The organism is Thalassospira sp. ABD4_177, assembly GCF_056160125.1.
Map to the genome: position 1 here is coordinate 148,086 of NZ_JBSWWO010000001.1, position 21,546 is coordinate 169,631.

The window sequence follows — 21,546 nt, forward strand, 5'->3', positions numbered from 1 at the left end:
CGCAAGATCAATACCGCGCACGCCGCAAGTTTTGACTTTCCGCCTTCTGCGTCCGCCAGCCATCTACGGCGGCGACATCAGGGCAACTCGCATCACTTATGCGAACAGGGACAATCAGAAAACCTGCATTGCGCGGTCATTGCATCCTTCGGGAATTTGGTTTGGTCATTTCCCGGATCAATCACCAGCGGGTTTATAGGGGTTTTTGCACGGAATTAGAAGCGTTGTGTTATGTTCAAGCCATGCACAAATTGACTGTGGCCCGGCGCAGACACCATAGCAGCATCAAAGATGTTCCGACCGATTGCCTTTCCGCACCCCAAAAGCAGGCCCAATCATCGAAAACGATGCCGTCAAACGCATGAATTCATTTGTTTGTATCCTTTTCAACCGTGTGAAAAGGACTTAGATTTCTAGTTGAAGAAACGATAATCTTGTCTGGCAGGACTCCGCCAAAAACATGTTCATAACGTCAATCGAGCCATCCCTGTCCCGGCGCAGCCTTGTGAAGCTGCGTAAACGGCTTGCGGCCTTGACGCTGACCGGTGTGTTCGTCCTGCTGTTTTCGTTCTTCTTCATTCAAAAGACGCTGTATGACAGCGCGGTCGAAAACGCCAGTGCCCAGCTCGAAGCGACAGCTTTTCGACTGGGGTCCATGCTGTTGCTCCATAGTGATGTCGATCTGCAAAAGATCGTCGCTGACAATTCCGACATCACGGTTGGCCTGCTTGATAATCAGCTTAATCAGGTAAAGGGCTTCATCCCGCCGCATCTGATTGGTGACCTTGGCGACTATATCAGCACCCAGCAGACAGAACGTGATTCGCTGCTATGTGTTCATAGCAGCGAGGTCATAGTGCTGGCCTATAGCAAGCTGCCCGAAATCAACCGCATTGTGGTGACCTATACACCGCGCAGTACGCTTTTGACGAACTGGCGCGACGCGTTCATTCTGCACGCGCTGATGTTCGTCATGGCCATGACCATTCTGTGCGGTCTGGCCGTCTGGTTGTGGCACCGTCTGAAACGCCAGCACATGCGCGCCGCCCACCTTGCCGAACATTTCAGCGACACTGAAAACACCCTGTCGGAATGCGGCTGTGCCGTGGTCAGCTGGCCGGTCGATACGCCGGATGGCAAATTGACCACCCAGCTGAACTGGCCGGAAATCCTTGGCCCGACGGCCGATAATATCGGCACAAGCATGACCGATCTGCTGGACCGGTTGTCACCGGCATCACGGACAAAGCTGCGCGGGCCGTTGATTGACAATGTCTGGCCGGATGCGCGGGTTGGCACCATGGTCGATATCCGCACGGCCAAAAACCATATGCAGCGCTTTTACCTGATGGCGCATCGATATACCGAGGATGACCGGGAATTCATCTCTGTCTTGCTGTTGGAAACCGCCACGCAACAGGAATTGTGCCATCCGTTCGAGACCTATCTGCGCCATACTCCGGAGCCGGCCATTGCGGTTGACCTTGAGGGTGTTCTACGCGGATTTAGCCCGACACTTGAAGACCTGATGGGGTTGCCGGTGCATGACATCGTCAACAAACCGTTCTTCAAGCTGTTTGTGCCCGAAGATCAGCAAACCGCCATGACGGCCATGCGCCAGAAAAGCGGCACGACGATGCTTGGGGATGGTAAATCGATCCTGCGCGTTCTCGATCGCAAGGGCAATACCCGCTGGCTGGCGTGGCATTGCGTCGGACCGTTTGACGATATGATCTTTTGCAGCGCGCGCGACGTGACCGAGTTCGTCGAAAACGCCAACAAGCTGCGCGACACGCTCGATCAGCTCAAACGCAGTAACGAAGACCTTGAACAGTTTGCCTATGTTGCGTCCCACGATTTGCAGCAACCATTGCGCATGGTGGCAAGTTATACCCAGCTTCTCAAACAGCGTTATGGCGGCACCCTTGATCAGGAAGCCGACGAATATATCGACTTTGCGGTTGATGGTGCCAAACGCATGCACAAACTGATCAGCCATCTGCTTGAATATGCCAAGACCGGCGCGGGCGAGGATTTCAGTCCGATTGACTGTAATCAGGTCTTAAACGAGGCCCAGGCAGACCTTAAGGATATTATTGGCCGCGAACACGCCACCATCACCCATGATGATCTTCCGACCATCAAGGGTGACCGGATTGCGCTTTCGCGATTGTTCCAGAACCTGTTGTCCAATGCGATAAAATATCGCCGCCCGGGTGTGCCACCGCATATCTCGATCACGGTCGAACCGGACCCGGTGATGCGCGACTATTGGCGTTTTTCGGTGCGTGATAACGGCATTGGTATTCACCCTGAACATGCACAGCGGATTTTCCGCCTGTTCCAGCGCCTGCATAAGGACGAGTTTTCCGGTACGGGGCTTGGCCTGTCGCTTTGTCGCAAGATCGTTGAACAGCATGGCGGGCGCATTTGGCTTGATACCAGTCGCCCGGTCAGTGACCCGGGGACGACGATTATCTTTACCTTGCGGGTACATCACGCCAGCCAATTACCAAAAAGATAAGACCACCTTTCCCGATCTTGCCGGGACTGAATGGCAAGTATCTTGCTTCGTCTTTGGCATGAAGCGGGCAGACAGGTAAAAGCTGCCCTGTGCCTGTTATGGAGCGTTCAATGTTCAAGACCATCCTTCTGTCTCGCCCGGCCCTTAAACCCGTTCTGGGGATGATTGGCCTTTTGGCCCTGAGCGCTTGTGGCTCGGACATGCGCACCATGAATGACAGCCACATGCAGACACTGGCCTATTATTTTGCCGAACATGAACCGGGTGAGCCCCTGCCGCGTGGCTGGCGGCGTCTGGATGGCGCAGAAATCAATTACCGTTTTGCAAACGAAACGTATGGCATCTACTCGATTGATGAGGACGAAGAGTTTCTCGTCATGCATCTCTATGACAATGGTACGGGTCGGCTTGAAGCCGATGATGATCGCGAACGCTGTGAATGGAACAGCACGGTCGATCAGCTGACCATCGAATGCGATGACACCGATATGGAATGGCACATCTTTACCAATGGCCCGGACCTGATCGCGCTTGATCTGGACGAGGACGAATATGCCATCCTGCGTAAACGCCCCGGTCGGTAATTTTAACCGACATCGGGAAAGCAAAACGGGCGGCCCATATGGAGCCGCCCGTTTTTTCATTCATATTTCGACGCAGCCTTAGGCGCGCAATGAACCGCCCGTGGCCTTTTCGACAGCCTCAACAACCTTTTTGCTGACCGCTTCGATTTCTTCTTCGGTCAGGGTTGCCTTGGTCGGCTGCAGGGTGATCGAGAAGGCGAGTGATTTCTTGCCATCCTCAATGCCCTTGCCGGCATAAAGGTCAAAGATCGTCACATCCGTGATCAGATTGCGATCTGCCCCTTTGGCAGCCTTGATGATTGCGTCTGCCTTCACGCCATCATCTAGCAGGAAGGCAAAGTCACGCTCGACCGACTGGAAGCTGGATGCATTGAGCGCCGGACGGGCCGTGCCCTTTTTCTTGGGCATCGGCACGTTTTCGACAAACAGCTCAAACGCCACAACGCGCCCTTTGACACCAAGCGCCTTAAGCACCTTGGGATGCAGTTCACCGAAATAACCGAGAACGTTTTTCGGCCCCAACTGCAACGCAGCCGAACGGCCCGGGTGATACCATTCCGGCGCGCCGTCGGTATTGACCTGAACATTGGCAGCATTGGTGCCAAGCGCATCGATCAGGGCTTCGGCATCGGCCTTGACGTCAAAGACATCAACATCACGGCGCGAACCGGTCCAGCTGCGCTCGGTGGTTGCCCCGGCACGCAGGCCGGCAGCCACCAGACGCTGATCGCCTGGCTGATCGCCAAAGAATTCCGGACCGACTTCAAACAGAGCCAAGTCGGAGAAACCACGTGCCTGGTTACGACCGGCAGCCGCGATCATGTTGATCAGGGCATTGGGGCGCATGATATCAAGATCGGAACTGATCGGATTGGCCAGATACAGACCGTCTTTCAACTCACCAAACAGTTTAGCCCAGCGCGAATCGGTAAAGGACCAGGTCACGGTTTCGTATAGTCCACGCGACGCCAGAACACGGCGGGTCAGACCCACGCGCTTTTGCATCGGGGACAAGGCCGGAACCGGCAGGCTGCTTTCACGTTCGAGCGGCACGGTCGGGATTTTGTCATAGCCGACAATGCGCAGGACTTCCTCAACCAGATCGGCTTCACCGATGATGTCGGGACGCCAGGTCGGTGCGATGGCGGTAATGACCGGTGCCGAACCACTGACCTCAAACCCAAGCGATTTAAGAATGTCGATGGCACGGTCCGCCTCGACGGCAACCCCGCCGAGTTCAAGAATACGGTCGATGCGCAGATCAAAGGAATTGCGCGGGTTGGGGACTTCGCCCGCCTTAACGACGTGCGAAACTTCGCCGCCACAGATTTCCGTGATCAGGTGGGTGGCAACTTCCATGCCCCATGCAATCGATTGCGGATCAACGCCGCGCTCGAACCGGTAACGGGCATCGGAATTGACCTGAAGCTTGCGGCCGGTCTTGGCGATGCTGATCGGATCAAACAGCGCGCATTCGACAAACACATTGGTGGTTTCTTCAAGACAGCCGGTTTCTTCGCCGCCAATGATCCCACCAATGCCAAGCGCCTTGGCCTGATCGGCGATGACCACCATGGAATCGGAAAGTTCGTATTCCTTGTTATCAAGGGCTGCGATCTTTTCGCCATTGGTCGCATAGCGCACATTGATGTCGCCCGACAGTTTGTCGGCGTCAAACACATGTAGCGGACGGCCCAGATCGTGGGTCACAAGGTTGGTGATATCCACCAGTGCCGAAATCGGGCGCAGACCGATGGCTTCCAGACGGGCTTTCAGCCAATCCGGGCTTTCGGCGTTTTTCACACCACGGATATAACGGCCATAGAAGGTCGGAACCACATTATTGCTGGCGATATCGCTGCTGATGGTGACGCCAATCGGGCTGTCAAACGACCCAGCAACTGCTTGCTCGCGCGGATCGGCCTTGAGCGTGCCGATACCAGCTGCCGCCAGATCGCGGGCAATCCCGCGCACACCGGTGCAATCCGGGCGGTTCGGGGTCAGGCCAATTTCAATGATCGGATCATCAGCACCAAGGACACCTGCGACCGGTGCGCCGATTTCGGCATCTTCGGGCAGTTCGATGATACCGTCATGGTCTTCACCAAGGCACAGCTCACGGGTGGAGCACATCATGCCCTGGCTTTCGACGCCGCGGATTTTGCCCGGTTTCAGCTTGGAGCCATCAATCGGAATGATCGCGCCCGGCTGTGCCAGTGCGACTTTGATGCCGGTGCGGGCGTTCGGGGCCCCACAAACGACCTGAATAACCTTATCGCCGGTATTAACGCGGCACAATTTCAGACGGTCGGCATCGGGATGCTGACCGGCTTCTTCGATGTGGGCGACGCGGATATCGGCCAGGGCTGCCGCACGGTCGGTGACATCTTCGATTTCAAGACCGATATCGGTCAGTTTTTCGGCGACCACCTCAATCGATGCATCGGTATCAAGGTGCTGTTTCAGCCAATTCAGTGTGAATTTCATATCCTCAGCCCCTTACCATGTTCGGTACATCCAGCGGCACGAAACCATAATGTTTCAGCCAGCGCAGATCGGTATCGAAGAAGGTGCGAAGATCGGGAATACCGTATTTCAGCATCGCGATACGTTCGATCCCCATGCCAAAGGCAAAGCCCTGATATTCTTCCGGATCAAGACCACAGGCAGACAGAACACGCGGATGAACCATGCCGCAGCCAAGAATTTCCAGCCAATCGTCGCCTTCGCCAATCTTGAGCTCCCCACCCTTGCGCGAGCAACCGATATCCATTTCGGCACTCGGTTCGGTGAAGGGGAAGAAGCTCGGACGATAGCGGACAGGCACATCATCAAGTTCGAAATAGGTTTTGACGAACTCAAGCAGGCAACCCTTGAGATGACCCATGTGGGTTTTCTTGTCGATGACCAGACCTTCGACCTGATGGAACATCGGCGTATGGGTCATATCGCTGTCGGAGCGATAGGTGCGACCCGGCGCAATGATGCGGATCGGCGGGGTTTTGGACTGCATGGTCCGGATCTGCACCGGCGAGGTGTGGGTGCGCAGCACGAGGCGCGAACCGTCTTCCTGTTCGGGCAGATAGAAGGTGTCCTGCATTTCACGCGCGGGATGTTCCGGCGGAATGTTCAGTGCGGTGAAGTTATGGAAGTCGTCTTCAACATCCGGACCTTCGGCGAGCGCAAAGCCCATCTCGCCAAAGATCGAGACGATTTCGTCAATCGTCTGGCTGATCGGGTGAACGCGACCCGCGGTTTCATCCGGACGCGAAGACAGGGTTACGTCGATCCGCTCGCCCGACAGACGTGCCTCAAGAGCGGCATCTTCAAGGGCTGTTTTGCGGGTTTCGATTGCGCCAGCGACCTGGTCCTTGACGGCATTGAGTGTCTGACCAAATTCACGACGCTGGTCCGGGTCCATCTTGCCAAGGTTCTTCATCAGGCCGGTAATGCGGCCTTTCTTGCCAAGGGCGCTGATGCGGACGTCTTCAAGCGCGGTCAGATCCGCAGCCTTTTCGACTTCCGCCAGAACCTCTTCGCGCAATGCTTCGATGTTTTCCATAACTTCCGACGCTTTGGCTTGGGTTTAAAAATCACAAAAAGAAAAGGGACGGCCAATATGGCCGCCCCTGATCAAATCAGGCAAGTGCCGATGAAACCTTTTTACAAAGGTTTATCAGTCCAGTGCAGCCTGCGCCTGGGTGACCAGAGCTTTGAAAGCTTCCGGCTCACGCACTGCGATGTCGGCAAGAACTTTACGGTCCAGCTCAACACCAGCCTTTTTGAGGCCGTTCATGAACTGGGAGTAGCTCAGACCGTTCTCACGTGCGCCAGCGTTGATACGCTGGATCCAGAGCGAGCGGAACTGGCGTTTCTTAACGCGACGATCGCGGTATGCATACTGCAGACCTTTTTCCACAGCCTGAACGGCGGTGCGGAAAGTGTTGTTGCGGCGACCGCGGTAACCCTTGGCAGCCTTAATAACCTTGCGGTGACGAGCGTGTGAAGACACGCCCCCTTTTACACGAGCCATTTAACTCTCCTTCAACCTTAACCGTACGGCAGGAATTTTTTGACGATGCGGGCATCTGCGTCACAGAGGATCTCCGTGCCACGAGCCTGGCGCTTCATCTTGGTCGGTTTCGCAGTCAGAAGGTGGCGTTTGTTAGCCACGTTGTGACGGACTTTTCCGCTGGCGGTCAGGCGAAAGCGTTTTTTCGCGCTCGCTTTGGTCTTCATCTTGGGCATTTTTCTATCCTTGCAAAAGCAATGAAAACGAAATCCCCTACGGCGGCTGGGCATGCCCTGAAGAACCAATACAGTCCTTCCAGCCTCACCACCTGTTTTGGGGACGGGTGGTTATAGACTCCGACTTTACCTTTTTCAAGGGCCAATTCAGCCCTTTCCCCTTGCTTTTTGCGGCATTGCGCCGCCATTGTGCCAATGCACTGCATTTTGCACGCCCATCCGCCATCGCACATTTCGCCATCTGACTGATTACATGTCGCAAATCACATCAATCATTTTGCCGTTCTTTGCCCTGATCGGCCTTGGCTGGATCGGCGGCAAATTCAAAATCGTGTCGGTCGATGGCATGCGCGGTATCAATGGGTTCGTGTTCTATTTTGCCTTGCCCGCCCTTTTGTTCAAGGCACTGGCGACCCGCAGCCCTTCTGAAATCTGGCAACCTGACATCATGCTGGCTTATGGGGCTGCGACCCTTGTGGTTTATGGCACCACACACCTGATCGCCGCAAAATTCTTTAATCTCGATCCGACCAGTCAAACCTTGTTCTCGTTTGCCGGAAGCATGGGCAATGTCGGCTTCATGGGGCTGCCACTGATCATCGGGTTGCTTGGCCCTGAGGCCACCGTGCCCATGATTGTTGCGTTGGCTATCGATCTGATTGTGATGTTGCCACTCTCACTGTTGCTCCTAGGGTCAGGACCTATTAATTTGGTTTGAATGGTTAAACAGATTTGTGCGGATACGCGGAGTAAAACTGCAGGAAGATATTTATCTTTCAAAGTTTTACGACAAAGTAGCCCGTGCAAATCCGTTTAATCCGGAGGACAGACGTTATATTTGCAAACTCCAGCGTCAAACCCCTTGTCCGGGATGCCGACCCGACCGGCGGGCTTTTCCTTGGATTTCGTAAATATAACGTCTGCCATTCAAATCAAATTAATAGGTCCTGACCCTAGAAAGCGCAAAGCATGCCAAGGGCAGCAATCCAGCAGGCAAGATCATCCGCGGGACCGTTACAAACCCGGTGGTATTGGCCATTATCGTTGGTGTGGCTGCAAGCCTGCTTGATCTCAATTGGCCCGATGGCGTTGATTATCTGCTTGATCTTTTGGGCCAAAGTGCGGGACCTGCAGCGCTGTTTGCAATCGGTGTGGCCCTTGTCGGCCGTCCAATCGCCGAAAAGCGCGCTGAACTTTCCACCATGTCTATTGCCAAGCTGATTGCGCACCCGATTGCTGTGTTTATCGGCTTCTGGCTTTTCGGTTCGGCAAGCGGGCTTGAGGCCAAAGCCATTCTGTTGCTCGCAGCCTTGCCGACTGCGGGGAACGTCTTTGTGATCGCGACGACCTATGACCGCTATATCGTACGCAGTTCCTCGATCGTACTGGTGACAACAGCCCTTGGCGTAATCAGCTTTTCCGCATTCTCAGTCTATATCGATACGATTGTGGGTTGGCTTGCACCCTAAATCTCGGGCGAACGTATTCACGCATCAATGATAATTGAGTTGGCGGGCGCTAAAGACCGCAGATCAGATGGCGGTCTTGATGGTGTGTGCGCGGCCGATCCACTTTTCGATTCGGCTCATCAACTTTTCGCGGTTGATCGGCTTGAGGACAAAATCATTCCCGCCGGCAGCCACACCGCCGCGCAAGTCTTCTTCACCTTGCCGCGCGGTGACATAAATGATGGCACAGGCCAGATCGGGGAAATGCGTCCGGACATTGATCGCGGTTTCAAACCCGTTCATGTCGGGCATCATGATATCCATCAGGATGATGCGCGGGCGCTTGGTCTTGAGAAGTTTGAGAAGTTCGTTGCCAGAGGAAACGCCCTGAAACGTGAACCCGCCGCTTTCGACGATTCGTTTCAGAAGAACCAGGCTCTTGGGGTCGTCGTCGACACCAACGATCAGCAGATCATTTCCAGCTGGCATGGCATTCCCTCTTTGGCTTGAACCTTGGGGTAGAAAGGCAAAACGCCGCGTCTTAACGCGGCGCCAGCACCATAATCATAACACGGCCTTCCATCTTTGGCATCATTTCCGGCTTTGCGAGTTCTTCAAGATCCCCCGAAAAGCGCTGGAGCATGCCAAGACCAAGGTCCTGGTGAGCCATCTCACGTCCACGGAACCGCAACGTGACTTTCACCTTGTCACCACCGCCAAGAAACTTCTGCGCGGCACGCAGTTTGACGTTGTAGTCGTGGATATCGATGTTCGGACGGAGTTTGATCTCCTTGACCTCGATAACCTTCTGTTTCTTTTTGGCCTCGTTCTGCTTCTTGCTTTGTTCGTATTTGAACTTGCCGTAATCAATCAGCTTGCACACTGGCGGCTCGGCATTCGGAGCGACTTCGACAAGGTCGAGTCCAACTTCCGCTGCCATTTCAATGCCTTCACGCACCGTTATCGGGTCGGACATATTGCCTTCAGCGTCAACAACACAGATGGAACGGGCTTTGATATCCTCATTGACGCGCGGACCTTCCTTGGTCGGCTGCATCGGTTTGCGTGGTCGTGCTATGGATAATCTCCTATGGTCATCAAACAAATCGGTCAGAAACAGAAACAGGAAAACACATGGACACGTTCACATGTGTTTTCTGCAAGACCTCACCTAGCATATCCACGTGCGTTCAGAAAGCAATGATTTTAGGCACCTATAGCGGCCTCAAAGCGCCATTTTCCGCGCTTTTGTTTTACAGCTTCAGATCTGGTAAATGCGGCAAATCCTAGTCGACCAGATCAAGGCGCTGGCGAATGACATCCATCACCCGATTGACAGTCAGTTCACGCAGATCGCTTTCGCGCACAATACTGACCGCATTCGGGCCATGGCCACGCGGAGCGCAACGTTTCGGATCAGAATCACGTGAGAACAGAACGACCGATGGTGCGCCGGCCGCCGCAGCAATGTGCATTGGCCCGGTATCATTACCAATCGCCAAAACCGAGCGCGCAGCAAGCGATGCAATCTCAAGGAAGCTCGTGCGCCCCATCAGGTTGCGGGCCTTGGGACACATCTGATCAATCTTGTTCAGAACATCGGCTTCGCTATCCGTCCCGATCAGAACCGGAGTCAACCGGTAGTCCGCGAGCTTCTTCGCCAGCAATCCAAACCTTTCGGCTGGCCACCGCTTTACCGGGCGATGTGCCGCCCCCCCGGGACAAATCAGAACAAACGGGCTTCGGATGCCAAAACGATCCAGATCAATATCCGGCCCTGCAATAAAGGGGGCTGGGACATCTTTGATACCAGCATCAGCGAGCTGTTCGGCCAAACGATCAATCGTGTGCATATTTGCCCTGGCCGAGTTGGCATGCGGATGTGAACATCCTTTGGCAATACCAGACCATTCCGGCTTGGGCCCCGGCCAAAACAGCTTGAAATAAAAGCCGGTCCGATCCGATGCCATAAGGTCATAGACACGATCAAAGTTGCCATTCCGCAGAAACCTGCGCAGTGCCAAAACTTCGCGCAGGTTGCTCAGTTTCGGGCGGCGGTCGATGGCGATAGAGTCAAAAAACCCGGTCGCCTTCATCAGGTCGACATAAGGCCGTGTGGTCAGAACTGTAATGTGCGCATCAGGATGGGCTGCCCGAATGGCCGCAAACGGCCCCATGGCCAGAACAACATCACCCAGAGCCGAGAGTTTGATCACAAGGATGCGCTCTCGCGCAGCATCCCCATGGGATTCCGCTGCCGCGTTTTCGCTTTTCTGATCAATCATGCAGCGTTCCTAACGACACGGCGCAGCGCCTTGGCATAGACATTCAAGGTCCGTTCGGCCATTTGCTCCAAGGAATACTCGGCAATTACATGGGTGCGGCCCTTGGTCGCCAGCTTGGCACGTTTCTCAGGCGTCAAGTTCAAGACTTGTACAAGCGCACGCGACAGCTGATCAACTTCACCCGGGCTTACCAGCCAACCGGTTTCGCCAGGCAAGACCGTTTCCATAGCCCCGCCATGTGCCGTCGATACAACGGGACGCCCCATAGCCTGTGCCTCGGACGGAATACGGCCAAAAGCCTCTGGCTCCACAGACGGACAGGCGACAACATCTGCCAGCATGTAGGCGGCCGGCATATCGTTGCAGTGATCAACGATATGGACGATATCTTCCAGCCCCAGCTTGCGCGTCATCTGCAAGACTTCCTCGCGATATCCGGTGCGGCCCTGATCTGACCCGACGATAAGACAACGCACTTTGCGATGGCCGAGCTCTTCAAGAACTGCCGGAAGCGCGCGGATCAGGAAGCCGTGCCCCTTCCAACGTGTGATTCGGCCCGGCAGCATGATGACATATTCCTCGCCATCCAACCGCCACTGGCTTGAAAGCGCGATCAGGCGTTCCTGACTGACATTTTCCGGGTTGAACAGATCAACATTCGTGCCGCGTGGCACGATGTTCAAGCGCTCCGGTTCAACCTTGTAATATTTGTTGATGTGATTGGCGATGTGCTTGGAGATCGCGATTACCTGATCACCCATGGTCATGATCGCGTTATAGCGACGCTTGAATGGGTTGTTATAGCCGGAATAGGTGCCGTGGAAGGTCGTCACAAACGGAATGCCGGTCTTGCGCGCAGCAAAATAGGCACTCCAGGCCGGCGCGCGCGAGCGGGCATGAATGATATCGACACCCTCTTCACGGATCAGCTTGACGAGCGCATCGATATTCTTGCGCATGGTCAGGATATTTTTTGATTTGAGCGGCAGGGTGATGTGCTTGGCGCCAAAGCGATCAAGTTCGCGTTCCAGCCGACCACCCTGGGATGCAACAAGCGCCTTGCCGCCGCCATCAACGATGGCACGCGCGATATCAACAGTGCCGCGTTCGACACCACCAGCATCGAGTTCCGGCAGGATCTGTAAAATAACGGCAGGTCGATAGTCCCCGCCTTGCGCTTGGGGCTCTGATCGATAGACTGTCTCTGTCATTACTTCTGACGCGCTCATGCAACTCCAACCACCAACACCCAAGGACCAAGGACCAAGGACCAAGCCCCCGGATGACACATGACTTGCCGACGCAACAGCCTGCAAAGCCCGAATATCTCAACCGGCCAGATGGTTTAAAAATCGCATACCATCACGTACCGGGCAAGCCATCTGACGTACAGGTGCCCAATACGCCCGGTGTGATGTTTCTTGGCGGTTTCATGTCAGACATGACCGGCACCAAGGCCACCCACCTTGAGGCGCACTGCATTCGGCAGGGGGTGGCTTATACCCGCTTTGACTATTCCGGTCACGGACAATCGTCGGGTAAATTTGCCGATGGCACCATCGGGCGATGGGCCCGTGATGCCATTGCTGTGCTTGATGAAATAACCACTGGTCCGCAGATTCTTGTCGGTTCCTCGATGGGCGGCTGGATCATGCTTCTGGCAGCTCTTGCCCGCAAGGAACGTGTCTCCGGTCTGGTCGGCATCGCGGCCGCCCCCGACTTTACCGAAGACCTGATGTGGGCCCAGTTCAGCGAAGACCAGAAAAAGACCATCATGGATGAAGGTGCGTTGATCGAGCCGACAGAATATGGCGATGACCCCTATACCATCACCCGTGATTTGATCGAGGACGGCCGCACCCAGCTTTTGCTGCGCCAACCGATTGATCTGAAATGCCCGGTCCGACTGGTTCAGGGTATGCAGGACCCGGACGTGCCCTGGCAAACGGCGATCCGCCTGACAGAGGCACTGGTTACCGATGATGTTCGGGTGGACCTGATCAAGACCGGCGATCATCGCCTGTCAGAGCCCGATCAGTTGGACGTGATCACCAACCATATTGATGAAGTGATCGCGAAGACGGCGGGGTAACGCACCGTCTTTGTATTCTGCATGGATATGACTGACGATCAGGCCAGAACGACCTGATCGTCTTTTATTTTCACTGCAACCGGTTCAAGCATATCGCCTGTGCATGGGCCGGATACGCATTCGCCATCTTCGATACGAAAACGTGCGCCATGGGTCGAACAGATGATTTCATCGCCAAAATCGCTGATGAATTCGTCCGGTTCCATATCCAGTGGCACGCCGATATGCGGGCAGCTGTTGATATAGCCAAAGACATCATCGCCACTGCGCACAACAAAAATGCCGGTGTCACCAAGATTAAGGCCCTTGGCACCCGTCGCATCAAGATCGCTAAGTGCGCAAAGTACTGTGCCGGCCGACGGCAAATCACTCATGGATCGACCCCGCCCATTTCACAGATGGCAGCCCATGATGCGTCATCAATCGGCATCACCGACAAGCGCGATTGTTTGAGCAAGGCAAGATCGGCAAAGCGTGGGTCGGCCTTGATATCGGCAAGGGTCACGGGGTTTTTCAACGGCTTGACCGTTTCGAAATCCACTTGGACAAACTTGCCCTTTTCATCGGTCGGGTCCGGGTAATATTCGCGCACCACTTCGACAATCCCGACAATGCGTTTTTCATTCACCGAATGATAAAAGAACGCCTTGTCGCCAATCTTCATCGCCCGCAGGTTCTTAGCGGCCTGATGGTTACGCACACCATCCCAGCCTTCGACACCCTTCTTGACCTGGTCGTCCCACGACCAGCTTCCCGGTTCGGTTTTGACCAGCCAGTATGCCATGGATCAGAAGACCTTTTTGAACGGACGAATGACAACAGATTCGAACAGTCCTGCCTTGGCATAGGGGTCGTTGGCGGCAAATTCGCGGGCATCCTCAATAGCATCAAACTCGATGATAAACACCGAGCCATTCATGCCTTCCATATCGGGATCAAGAGTCGGACCCGCAGCAACGATACGATCGGCAAAACCGCCTTTGATATAGGCCAGATGGTCTTCGCGATTGGCCTTGCGCACGTCAAGGTGGCCCGGCTTGTCAACGCAACGAATATAGAAATGCATGGACTGTTTCCTGCTTCTTTATGGGATCAATGTCGGTAAAGTGCCAGAAGCCCAATGTATTCTCAAGCCGAACCGCGTCGCACAAAACCGTGATGACGGGATTTAGTCGGCGTTTTCAAGCTCGTCACGGAAGGGGCGCTGTAACAGGGCATTGATCGTATTGCGCAGATCCGCATCATGATTGACCACCTGATCAACCGCTGCACAGATTGGCATTTCCACACCATATTTGCTGGCAACCGCAGTGATGGATGCTGCGGTATGAACACCTTCCGTCACGGATCGACGCTCAGCCAGAATGTCTTGCGCCTTGCGGCCTTCGCCCAAGGCAACGCCAAAGGTGTAGTTACGTGAAAGCGTCCCGGTACAGGTCAGGGTCAAATCACCAAGGCCGGCCAAGCCCAGCATGGTTTCAACCCGACCACCCATGGCCGCTGCGAGCCTTGACATTTCGGCAATCCCGCGGGTAATCAGGGCCGCGCGCGCATTATCACCCAGCTTCAAGCCGGCCACTACGCCACTGGCAATCGCCAGAACGTTCTTGATGGCGCCTGCCACTTCAACACCAGCCACATCGGTACTGAAATAGGGCCGGAATTCCGGGGTTCCGATCAACTCGACCAAGCGTTTGCCAAGCGTGCGATCTTCGCAGGCGAGCGTAATCGCCGCCGGCAGGCCAACCGCAACTTCCTGCGCAAAGGTCGGGCCGGACAAAACCGCAACCGGCACATCGCCAAGCGTTTCGGAAACCACCTGTGCCATTAGCGCACCGGTTTCCTTTTCAATGCCCTTGCAGCAAATCACCGCCGGGAGCTGATCTGGCCAATGGGTCGACAATTTGGTCAGGGTTTCGCGCAAATGCTGTGCGGGGGTAACAAGCAAGACCGCCTCGGAGTCGCGTAAGCCCTCAACATGGGTGGTGGCACGAAGTGCGCCCGGCAATTCGATACCGGGCAGGTATAGATCGTTTTCAACCGTGCTATTGATCCGGTCTGCAAGTTCTTCATTGCGCAGGATCAGTTCGACATCTTCGCCGGCCCGTACAGCCTGCACGGCCAGGGCCGTTCCCCAGGCACCGCCACCCACAACTGTGATGCGCTTTTTCATGATCAAAATTCCGGCAAAAGATGAAGTCGTGCAGTAATTCGGATGGAAGCTTTACGCCTTAACCCCGGCCCCCGGACGTTTGGGCGCTTCGGGATCAAGTGGCCAGCGCGGACGCGGCTTGAAATCAAGATCATCGCATTCCCCCAGACGGAAACGTTCAAGCCCGGCCCAGGCAATCATTGCGGCATTATCGGTACACAGATTAAGCGGCGGCGCGACCAGCTCCATACCCGCCTGATCGGTCAGTTCCACCAGACGTCCGCGCAGATATTTGTTTGCTGCAACACCGCCCGCAAGCACCAGCGTCTTGCCACTAGGATAATCGCGCATGAATTCAAACACGGCATTACGCGCCCGATCAATCAGGGTATCGCCCACTGCCCGCTGGAAAGATGCGGCAAGATCGGCTTTAACTTCCCCGGTCTGTTGTTCGACCGGGAAACTGTCGAGATAGGTCCGAACAGCAGTCTTAAGGCCCGAAAAGGAAAAATCACAGCCCGGTCGCCCATGCAGCGGGCGCGGCAGCCCGAAGCGGTTCGGATCACCCTTGGCGGCAATCTTTTCAAGTGCCGGACCACCGGGATAACCAAGCCCCATCATCTTGGCGGTTTTATCAAACGCCTCGCCAACCGCGTCATCAATGGTGGTACCAATACGCTTGTATTTGCCAACACCTTCGACAATCAGGACCTGACAATGGCCACCAGATACCAGTAATAGCAAATAGGGAAAGGCCACATCATCGGTCAGACGGACGGTCAATGCGTGGCCTTCAAGGTGATTAACCGCAAGGAATGGCTTTTGCGCCGCAAAGGCAATCGCCTTGGCCGTCATGGTGCCGACCATGACACCCCCGATCAGGCCTGGGCCACCGGTGCAGGCCACAGCATCAAGGTCATCAAAATCGACACCGGCATCATCCATGGCCTCGGCCACAAGACGATCAAGATGTTCAAGATGGGCGCGCGCCGCGATTTCGGGCACAACCCCGCCATAGGGGCGATGATCATCAAGCTGGGACAAAACACGGTTTGCCAGAATTTCGCGCTTGTCGTTCACAACAGCAGCGGCCGTTTCATCACAGCTTGTTTCGATACCCAGAACGATCATGATCCTGATCCGTTTACCAACTCTGCCGACATGCGCGGCAATCGGAATCCTATTACAGGCGTGCCGATGATGTAGCGGAAAGTTTCTGCGCTTTCCACCCCCGTGCTGTGCAACGGCCATATGCAGTTATCGCGTTTCGCAAGCGTTGCAAAGTTTTTGACCCGCGACCTAAATCAATGCAGCCGAAATTCGAGCAATTAAAATCAGCCAAAATTCACATCATTTGTCGGGGTCACCCGACGTCCCGCAGACCTTGTTTTTAAACATTTTTAAGACTAAGACTTCACCCATGACAGATACAGCAAAACTTCGCATTGGCACCCGTGGTTCGCCCCTCGCTCTGGCGCAGGCACATGAGGTCCGTGACAAACTGGCAAATGCCCATCCGGAACTTGCCGAAGAAGGCGCGATTGCCATCACCGTGATCACCACTACCGGCGACAAGATCCTTGATCGTGCCCTGTCGGAAATTGGCGGCAAGGGCCTGTTTACCAAGGAAATCGATGACGCGCTTTTAGGTGGCGAGATTGATCTTGCTGTTCACAGCATGAAGGATGTGCCAACGGTTCTGCCCGATGGCATGATCCTGCCGACCATTTTGCCGCGCGAAGATGTCCGCGATGCGTTTATTTCGCTGAAATATAAAAGCTTTGCCGAAATGCCGGCGGGCTCCGTGATCGGATCGGCATCCCTGCGTCGTCAGGCGATGATCTTGAACAAGTTCCCCGACCTCAAAGTAGTCACCTTCCGCGGCAACGTTCAGACCCGCCTGCGCAAACTGGGCGAAGAACAGGTTGATGCAACGCTTCTGGCCATGGCTGGTCTGAACCGATTGGGACAGCCCGACATCGCCACCGCCCCGATTTCCGAAGACGAAATGCTGCCCGCCGTTGCACAGGGTGCCATCGGCATCACCATCCGCGAAAGCGATACGCAAAGCAAAGATTGGATTTCCGTCCTTCATTGCGAAACATCTGCCGTTCGGGTGGCGGCAGAGCGTGCAGCCCTTAAGGCGCTTGACGGATCATGTCGCACGCCGATTGCGGCCCTTGCCGAATTTCAGGATGATGGCAGCCTGCGCCTGCGCGTATCGATTGTCCGCCCGGATGGCAGCGAACGCCTTGATACCGAATGCATGATTGCCAAGCCAGACATGGAAACGGCAAGTGCGGCGGGCACGGACGCAGGTGAAGAGCTTAAGCAACGCGGCGGACCGGATTTCATTTCCGCCTGAGTAAAAGCAGGACCTTGGCAACAGACAGGGACGCAGATGGGACCCTTGGTACTAAATACCCGGCCCGATACCGACTCTGCCGACCTTTTGGCCGCGCTTGACAGGCGCGGCTTCCGCCACCTGTCTGCGCCGATGCTCAATATTACTTTCCCGACACCGGTCGCCCCGCTTGATATCACAGTCTATCAGGCTGTGATTTTCACATCGGCCAACGGCGTACGGGCCTTTGCCAAACTGACCGATGACCGATCGCTTCCGGCCTATTGTGTTGGCGATGCCACAGCACGCGAAAGCCGTGCATATGGCTTTGACGATGTCCATTCGGCCAATGGCGATATCCATGATCTGGCCGCGCTGATTCGCAAAAAGGTTGATCCCACGCGCGGACCGCTTTTCCATCCGGCGGCCCGCAAAACGGCCGGTGATCTGGGTCAGATACTGTTGGCTGATGGATATGGCGTTGATCGGCAAACCGTCTATCAAGCTGGGGAAAGCAGGACGCTTCCAGAAGAGGTTATTGAGGCCCTTCGCGGGCATCATGTTGAAGCTGTTTTATTTTTCTCTCCCCGCACTGCGGAAACCTTTGTTAAGCTTGTGCACAGCTATAAGCTTGAGAGAGATTTGTCGGGAATGAGCGCGATTTGCCTGAGTCCGGCGGTGCAATCGAAGATATCCGATCTTACATGGCATAGAACGCGCGTTGCATCACAACCGACACAAGAATACCTTCTTTACGAGCTAGGGTCCCTGTCGTGATGGCTTCCTGCGCCTGACGCCGTTTTGGGAATAACCGCAAACTGCAATGGTCTGATCGTGAAAACACCAGAAACGCCAAAAACCAATGCTTCCGCAAAATCGGCCGATACCAAAAAATCGTCCGATACCATTTCCGTCGATAGCAAAGGCAATGCGGACTCGACCACGAAAAAGGCCGAGACCAGCACTGCGTCGAAGTCCAGTGTGCCAAACGCCGGAACGACCAAGTCTGGAGACAGCGACACGTCAAAGGGCAGCAGCGCTGCCAACAAAACAGGTCCGGCCAGTGCGGCAACCAGCAGCGCGGCAAAACCGGACACCAAGGATTCCAAATCCGCTGACAGTGCAAAGACCGATGCAGCCAAGCCGGCAGCTTCACCAAAACGCAAAAGCAGCGGTGGTGGCAAAGCCCTGTTCCTGTTTGTAATCATTATTGTTGGCGCCCTTGCAGCAGGTTGGCTGACACGCGCAATCTGGTGGCGCGACGCCCAGCCGGTCCTGGCGCAATATGTACCAAGCGAAATCCTTGCAGAAATCACGCCAGAGGGCTTTGGAACGGATACGGCATCCGGCAGCGAAATCACTGCCACCAATACGCCGACCGATAGCGGTTCTTCGGGTAGCGCAACCCTTCCCAGACCCAGCGAAGATGCCGGCATGGCCGAGGCGGATGACAGCGCACTCGCAACCGAAGAAATGCTGCCGAATGCTGGTGAAGACAGTGCATCCACCGCAAATGCCGAGCCGATCCCGGACGGGTCGGTTGTGATTGATCCCGACCTGACCGAACGCCTGTCACGCCTGGAAGGCACGATTGACGCCCTTCGCGAACGCCTGAACAGCGAACGTGGCGATACGCTGAAGAACACGGTTGCACGCCGCATGGCCGAGATCGAAACCCGCACCGCCCCGATCGAGGAACTGGCACGGGTTGAGAGCGAACTGGCCGGGGTCGCCAATGAAATGCGTGAATTGTCTGCCCGCCTGTCAACCATGGAAGAAGAAATCCGTGCGACCAGTGGCCTGCGCGTCGAAAGCCGTGGTCAGGCAATTGCGATGGCTGTGACGATTCTGCGTGATGCCCTTCAACGTGGTGGGCCGTTTGTCATTGCGCTGAACCAGCTCGAACGCAGTGCTGGCGACGACGAAGTAATCGCAGAACTGATCAAGATCCTGAAACCACTGGCTGAACAGGGCGCACCGACGCTTGAAAAATTGCGTCAGTCCTTCCCGATCATGGCACAGGAAGCTGTTGCGGCAGCCACCGATGATCATTCGGGCAGTGTGCTTGATGCGACCTGGGCAAATATCAAGAAACTGGTTCCGATCCGACGTGTTGATGCCGCCGGCGAGGAATCGCTTGAAGGTCGCCTGGTTCTGGCCGAAAACGCCCTTGCACAGGATGATCTTGATGCTGCGGTCACCGCCCTTCAGGGGGTTGAAGGCGATCATGCGGCCGCTGCCGTCAGTGACTGGCTGCGTGCTGCGGAAAATCGCCAAACCCTGAATGAATCGATTGCGACGCTGAGCGCGCATGCGATTGGCATTCTGACCAGTACGGGTCCGGAGGGCAGCCAATGATCCGCCTTCTGACCTTTATCCTGATCTCCGCCGCACTGGTTTTCTGCACCGTCTGGTTTGCCGACAATCCGGGTCGCATGACGATTGTCTGGCTGGGATATCGCTTTGACGGATCGATTGGCATGGTTGCGCTTGGATTGCTGGCGCTGACCGCTGTTCTGGTTCTGCTGTGGCGCGGCTGGACGATCATTGCCAATTCGCCGGGCTGGCTTGGCCGCCTTCTGGGCAGTCGTCGCCGCAAGAAAGGCCAGCAGGCCCTTACCATGGGCTTGCTGGAACTGGCATCGGGTGATGTGCGTCAGGCACTCCGTCATACAAGGGCTGTCGACCGTTATCTTGAAGATGACACCCTGACGCGACTTCTGACCGCGCAGGCGGCAGAGCTTGACGGCAACAATGACGCCGCCAAACGTCAGTTTGAAGCCATGCTGGAAAAACCCGACTCTGCCTTTTTCGGCCTGCGTGGTTTGTTACAGCTTTCCCTGAAAGCCGACGACCGGGAAGCTGCCCTTGATTACGCCGAACGGGCACATCGTCTGCGCCCGCGTAACCCGGCTGTGATCGTGACACTGTTTGACTTGCTGCTCACATCCAAACGCTGGGATCGGGCGCTTGGTCTGTTGGTCGATGCGCAAAAGGCATCGGTCTTTAGCGAAGATGAACTGACCCATCGTCGCGCCCTTTTGATTACGGCAAAGGCAGAAGACGCCATTGCGGCTGGCGAAAATGCCGAGGCCATCAAACTTCTGCGCAAGGCGCTTAACTCTGCTGGTGACTTCACCGGTGCCGCCGTGCTTCTGGCTGGCCTGTATCGTGATCTGAACCAGGATGGCAAGGCACGTGACGTGGTGATCCAAAGCTGGCGAACAGCACCTTCTGCCGCGTTGGGGGCGATTTTCCGCGAAACGCTGACCGGTGATCCGTTGGCAAAGGTCAAATCGGTTGAAAAGCTGGTTGCCAACAACCCCACCCATGTCGAAAGCCAGATCGTTTTGGCCGAAGCCGCCCTTGAAGCCGATTTGTGGGGTATTGCGCGCAGCAACATTGAAAAGGCCATGGCAACCAAGGCCGAAGCACGTCATTACCGTCTGCTGGCCGATCTTGAATTGCGTGAGAACCAGGACGGTGCGAAGGCCCGTGAATTGCTGATCAAGGCAAGCCATGCCAACCCGGATCCGGATTGGCGTTGCGGCGCTTGCGGGGCTGAAACCGACCGCTGGGTTGTTTCCTGCCCGTCCTGCCATTCCTTTGGCAGTGTTGAATGGCGTACACCGCTTCGTGTTCATCAGGAAGATGGCGCCAAGAGTGAGGCAAAACCGGAAACCACAAAGCCGTCTGCGATTGCACAAACCGGCACCGTGATTGATCAGGAAAGTGATGGGGATGATCCCAAAGACTCGTCACCAACGGGTGACAGCAAAGACGGCAAAGCAACCGTTCAGGCCTGATTTTCCGTTCTGATCCGACCAATAAAAAAACCCCGCAAGGCATCCTTGCGGGGTTTTTCTTTT

The 21,546-nt window shown here is 55.4% G+C and carries 22 protein-coding genes; 9 read left to right on the plus strand and 13 right to left on the minus strand.

Going from position 1 to position 21,546, the window contains the following annotated elements:
- Positions 1 to 460: 460 nt before the first annotated feature.
- A complete protein-coding gene (locus tag ACXAF0_RS00690) occupies positions 461 to 2,524 on the plus strand; it encodes a sensor histidine kinase (protein WP_475342863.1) in 2,064 nt (687 codons plus the stop codon).
- Between the two features lie 110 nt (positions 2,525 to 2,634).
- Positions 2,635 to 3,108: a hypothetical protein gene (locus ACXAF0_RS00695; protein WP_475342864.1), complete on the plus strand. Its 474-nt coding sequence runs from the start codon at positions 2,635 to 2,637 to the stop codon at positions 3,106 to 3,108.
- 78 nt (positions 3,109 to 3,186) lie between these two features.
- Here the strand turns inward: ACXAF0_RS00695 and pheT are convergent, their stop codons facing one another.
- The 4 genes from pheT to rpmI form a co-directional block, all read right to left on the minus strand.
- Positions 3,187 to 5,595, minus strand: coding sequence for a phenylalanine--tRNA ligase subunit beta (gene pheT, locus ACXAF0_RS00700; protein ID WP_475342865.1), 2,409 nt, complete (start codon positions 5,593 to 5,595; stop codon positions 3,187 to 3,189).
- Positions 5,596 to 5,599: 4 nt separating this feature from the next.
- Entirely contained in the window at positions 5,600 to 6,670 is a 1,071-nt protein-coding gene (pheS, locus tag ACXAF0_RS00705; protein WP_475342866.1) for a phenylalanine--tRNA ligase subunit alpha, read from the minus strand.
- Positions 6,671 to 6,784: 114 nt separating this feature from the next.
- Entirely contained in the window at positions 6,785 to 7,141 is a 357-nt protein-coding gene (gene rplT / locus ACXAF0_RS00710) for a 50S ribosomal protein L20 (RefSeq protein WP_008888574.1), read from the minus strand.
- A 17-nt stretch (positions 7,142 to 7,158) separates the two neighbouring features.
- Positions 7,159 to 7,356, minus strand: a complete 198-nt coding sequence (rpmI, locus tag ACXAF0_RS00715; RefSeq protein ID WP_008888575.1) for a 50S ribosomal protein L35 — start codon at positions 7,354 to 7,356, stop codon at positions 7,159 to 7,161.
- A 253-nt stretch (positions 7,357 to 7,609) separates the two neighbouring features.
- Between rpmI and ACXAF0_RS00720 the strand changes: the two genes are divergently transcribed.
- On the plus strand, positions 7,610 to 8,074 hold the full coding sequence (locus ACXAF0_RS00720) for an AEC family transporter (RefSeq protein ID WP_475342867.1): 465 nt from the start codon (positions 7,610 to 7,612) through the stop codon (positions 8,072 to 8,074).
- Positions 8,075 to 8,357: 283 nt separating this feature from the next.
- The gene (locus ACXAF0_RS00725) at positions 8,358 to 8,825 is read left to right on the plus strand and encodes an AEC family transporter (RefSeq protein WP_475346208.1); all 468 of its coding nucleotides are present in this window, start codon (positions 8,358 to 8,360) and stop codon (positions 8,823 to 8,825) included.
- Between the two features lie 63 nt (positions 8,826 to 8,888).
- Here the strand turns inward: ACXAF0_RS00725 and ACXAF0_RS00730 are convergent, their stop codons facing one another.
- From ACXAF0_RS00730 to ACXAF0_RS00745, 4 genes are all read right to left on the minus strand, one after another.
- A complete protein-coding gene (locus ACXAF0_RS00730; RefSeq protein WP_475342868.1) occupies positions 8,889 to 9,293 on the minus strand; it encodes a response regulator in 405 nt (134 codons plus the stop codon).
- Positions 9,294 to 9,345: 52 nt separating this feature from the next.
- Complete coding sequence (gene infC, locus ACXAF0_RS00735; protein ID WP_062956905.1) at positions 9,346 to 9,861, minus strand: translation initiation factor IF-3; 516 nt, start codon at positions 9,859 to 9,861, stop codon at positions 9,346 to 9,348.
- Positions 9,862 to 10,090: 229 nt separating this feature from the next.
- Positions 10,091 to 11,089: a glycosyltransferase family 9 protein gene (locus ACXAF0_RS00740; RefSeq protein WP_475342869.1), complete on the minus strand. Its 999-nt coding sequence runs from the start codon at positions 11,087 to 11,089 to the stop codon at positions 10,091 to 10,093.
- Positions 11,086 to 12,300 (minus strand): glycosyltransferase family 4 protein, encoded by a 1,215-nt coding sequence (locus ACXAF0_RS00745; protein ID WP_475342870.1) that lies wholly within the window; start codon positions 12,298 to 12,300, stop codon positions 11,086 to 11,088. The genes ACXAF0_RS00740 and ACXAF0_RS00745 overlap by 4 nt, the downstream gene beginning before the upstream one ends.
- A 71-nt stretch (positions 12,301 to 12,371) precedes the next feature.
- On the opposite strand from ACXAF0_RS00745, the gene ACXAF0_RS00750 reads away from it, so the two are divergent.
- Positions 12,372 to 13,181, plus strand: coding sequence for an alpha/beta hydrolase (locus ACXAF0_RS00750; protein WP_475342871.1), 810 nt, complete (start codon positions 12,372 to 12,374; stop codon positions 13,179 to 13,181).
- 38 nt (positions 13,182 to 13,219) lie between these two features.
- Here the strand turns inward: ACXAF0_RS00750 and ACXAF0_RS00755 are convergent, their stop codons facing one another.
- The 5 genes from ACXAF0_RS00755 to tsaD form a co-directional block, all read right to left on the minus strand.
- A complete protein-coding gene (locus tag ACXAF0_RS00755; RefSeq protein WP_475342872.1) occupies positions 13,220 to 13,555 on the minus strand; it encodes a Rieske (2Fe-2S) protein in 336 nt (111 codons plus the stop codon).
- A complete protein-coding gene (locus ACXAF0_RS00760; RefSeq protein WP_475342873.1) occupies positions 13,552 to 13,965 on the minus strand; it encodes an EVE domain-containing protein in 414 nt (137 codons plus the stop codon). The genes ACXAF0_RS00755 and ACXAF0_RS00760 overlap by 4 nt, the downstream gene beginning before the upstream one ends.
- Positions 13,966 to 13,968: 3 nt before the next feature.
- On the minus strand, positions 13,969 to 14,247 hold the full coding sequence (locus ACXAF0_RS00765; protein ID WP_008888584.1) for a YciI family protein: 279 nt from the start codon (positions 14,245 to 14,247) through the stop codon (positions 13,969 to 13,971).
- A gap of 102 nt (positions 14,248 to 14,349) precedes the next feature.
- The gene (locus tag ACXAF0_RS00770; RefSeq protein ID WP_475342874.1) at positions 14,350 to 15,354 is read right to left on the minus strand and encodes an NAD(P)H-dependent glycerol-3-phosphate dehydrogenase; all 1,005 of its coding nucleotides are present in this window, start codon (positions 15,352 to 15,354) and stop codon (positions 14,350 to 14,352) included.
- Positions 15,355 to 15,405: 51 nt separating this feature from the next.
- Entirely contained in the window at positions 15,406 to 16,464 is a 1,059-nt protein-coding gene (gene tsaD / locus ACXAF0_RS00775) for a tRNA (adenosine(37)-N6)-threonylcarbamoyltransferase complex transferase subunit TsaD (RefSeq protein ID WP_475342875.1), read from the minus strand.
- Positions 16,465 to 16,753: 289 nt separating this feature from the next.
- Between tsaD and hemC the strand changes: the two genes are divergently transcribed.
- From hemC to ACXAF0_RS00795, 4 genes are read left to right on the plus strand one after another with little or no spacing between them, the layout of a single operon-like run.
- Positions 16,754 to 17,698, plus strand: a complete 945-nt coding sequence (gene hemC / locus ACXAF0_RS00780) for a hydroxymethylbilane synthase (RefSeq protein ID WP_475342876.1) — start codon at positions 16,754 to 16,756, stop codon at positions 17,696 to 17,698.
- Between the two features lie 36 nt (positions 17,699 to 17,734).
- Positions 17,735 to 18,454, plus strand: a complete 720-nt coding sequence (locus ACXAF0_RS00785) for a uroporphyrinogen-III synthase (RefSeq protein ID WP_475342877.1) — start codon at positions 17,735 to 17,737, stop codon at positions 18,452 to 18,454.
- 57 nt (positions 18,455 to 18,511) lie between these two features.
- Positions 18,512 to 20,035 carry a COG4223 family protein gene (locus tag ACXAF0_RS00790; RefSeq protein ID WP_475342878.1) on the plus strand — a complete coding sequence of 508 codons (1,524 nt, stop codon included), beginning with the start codon at positions 18,512 to 18,514 and terminating at the stop codon, positions 20,033 to 20,035.
- Positions 20,032 to 21,483, plus strand: a complete 1,452-nt coding sequence (locus tag ACXAF0_RS00795; protein WP_475342879.1) for a heme biosynthesis HemY N-terminal domain-containing protein — start codon at positions 20,032 to 20,034, stop codon at positions 21,481 to 21,483. Before ACXAF0_RS00790 ends, ACXAF0_RS00795 begins: the two co-directional genes overlap by 4 nt.
- Positions 21,484 to 21,546: the final 63 nt, after the last annotated feature.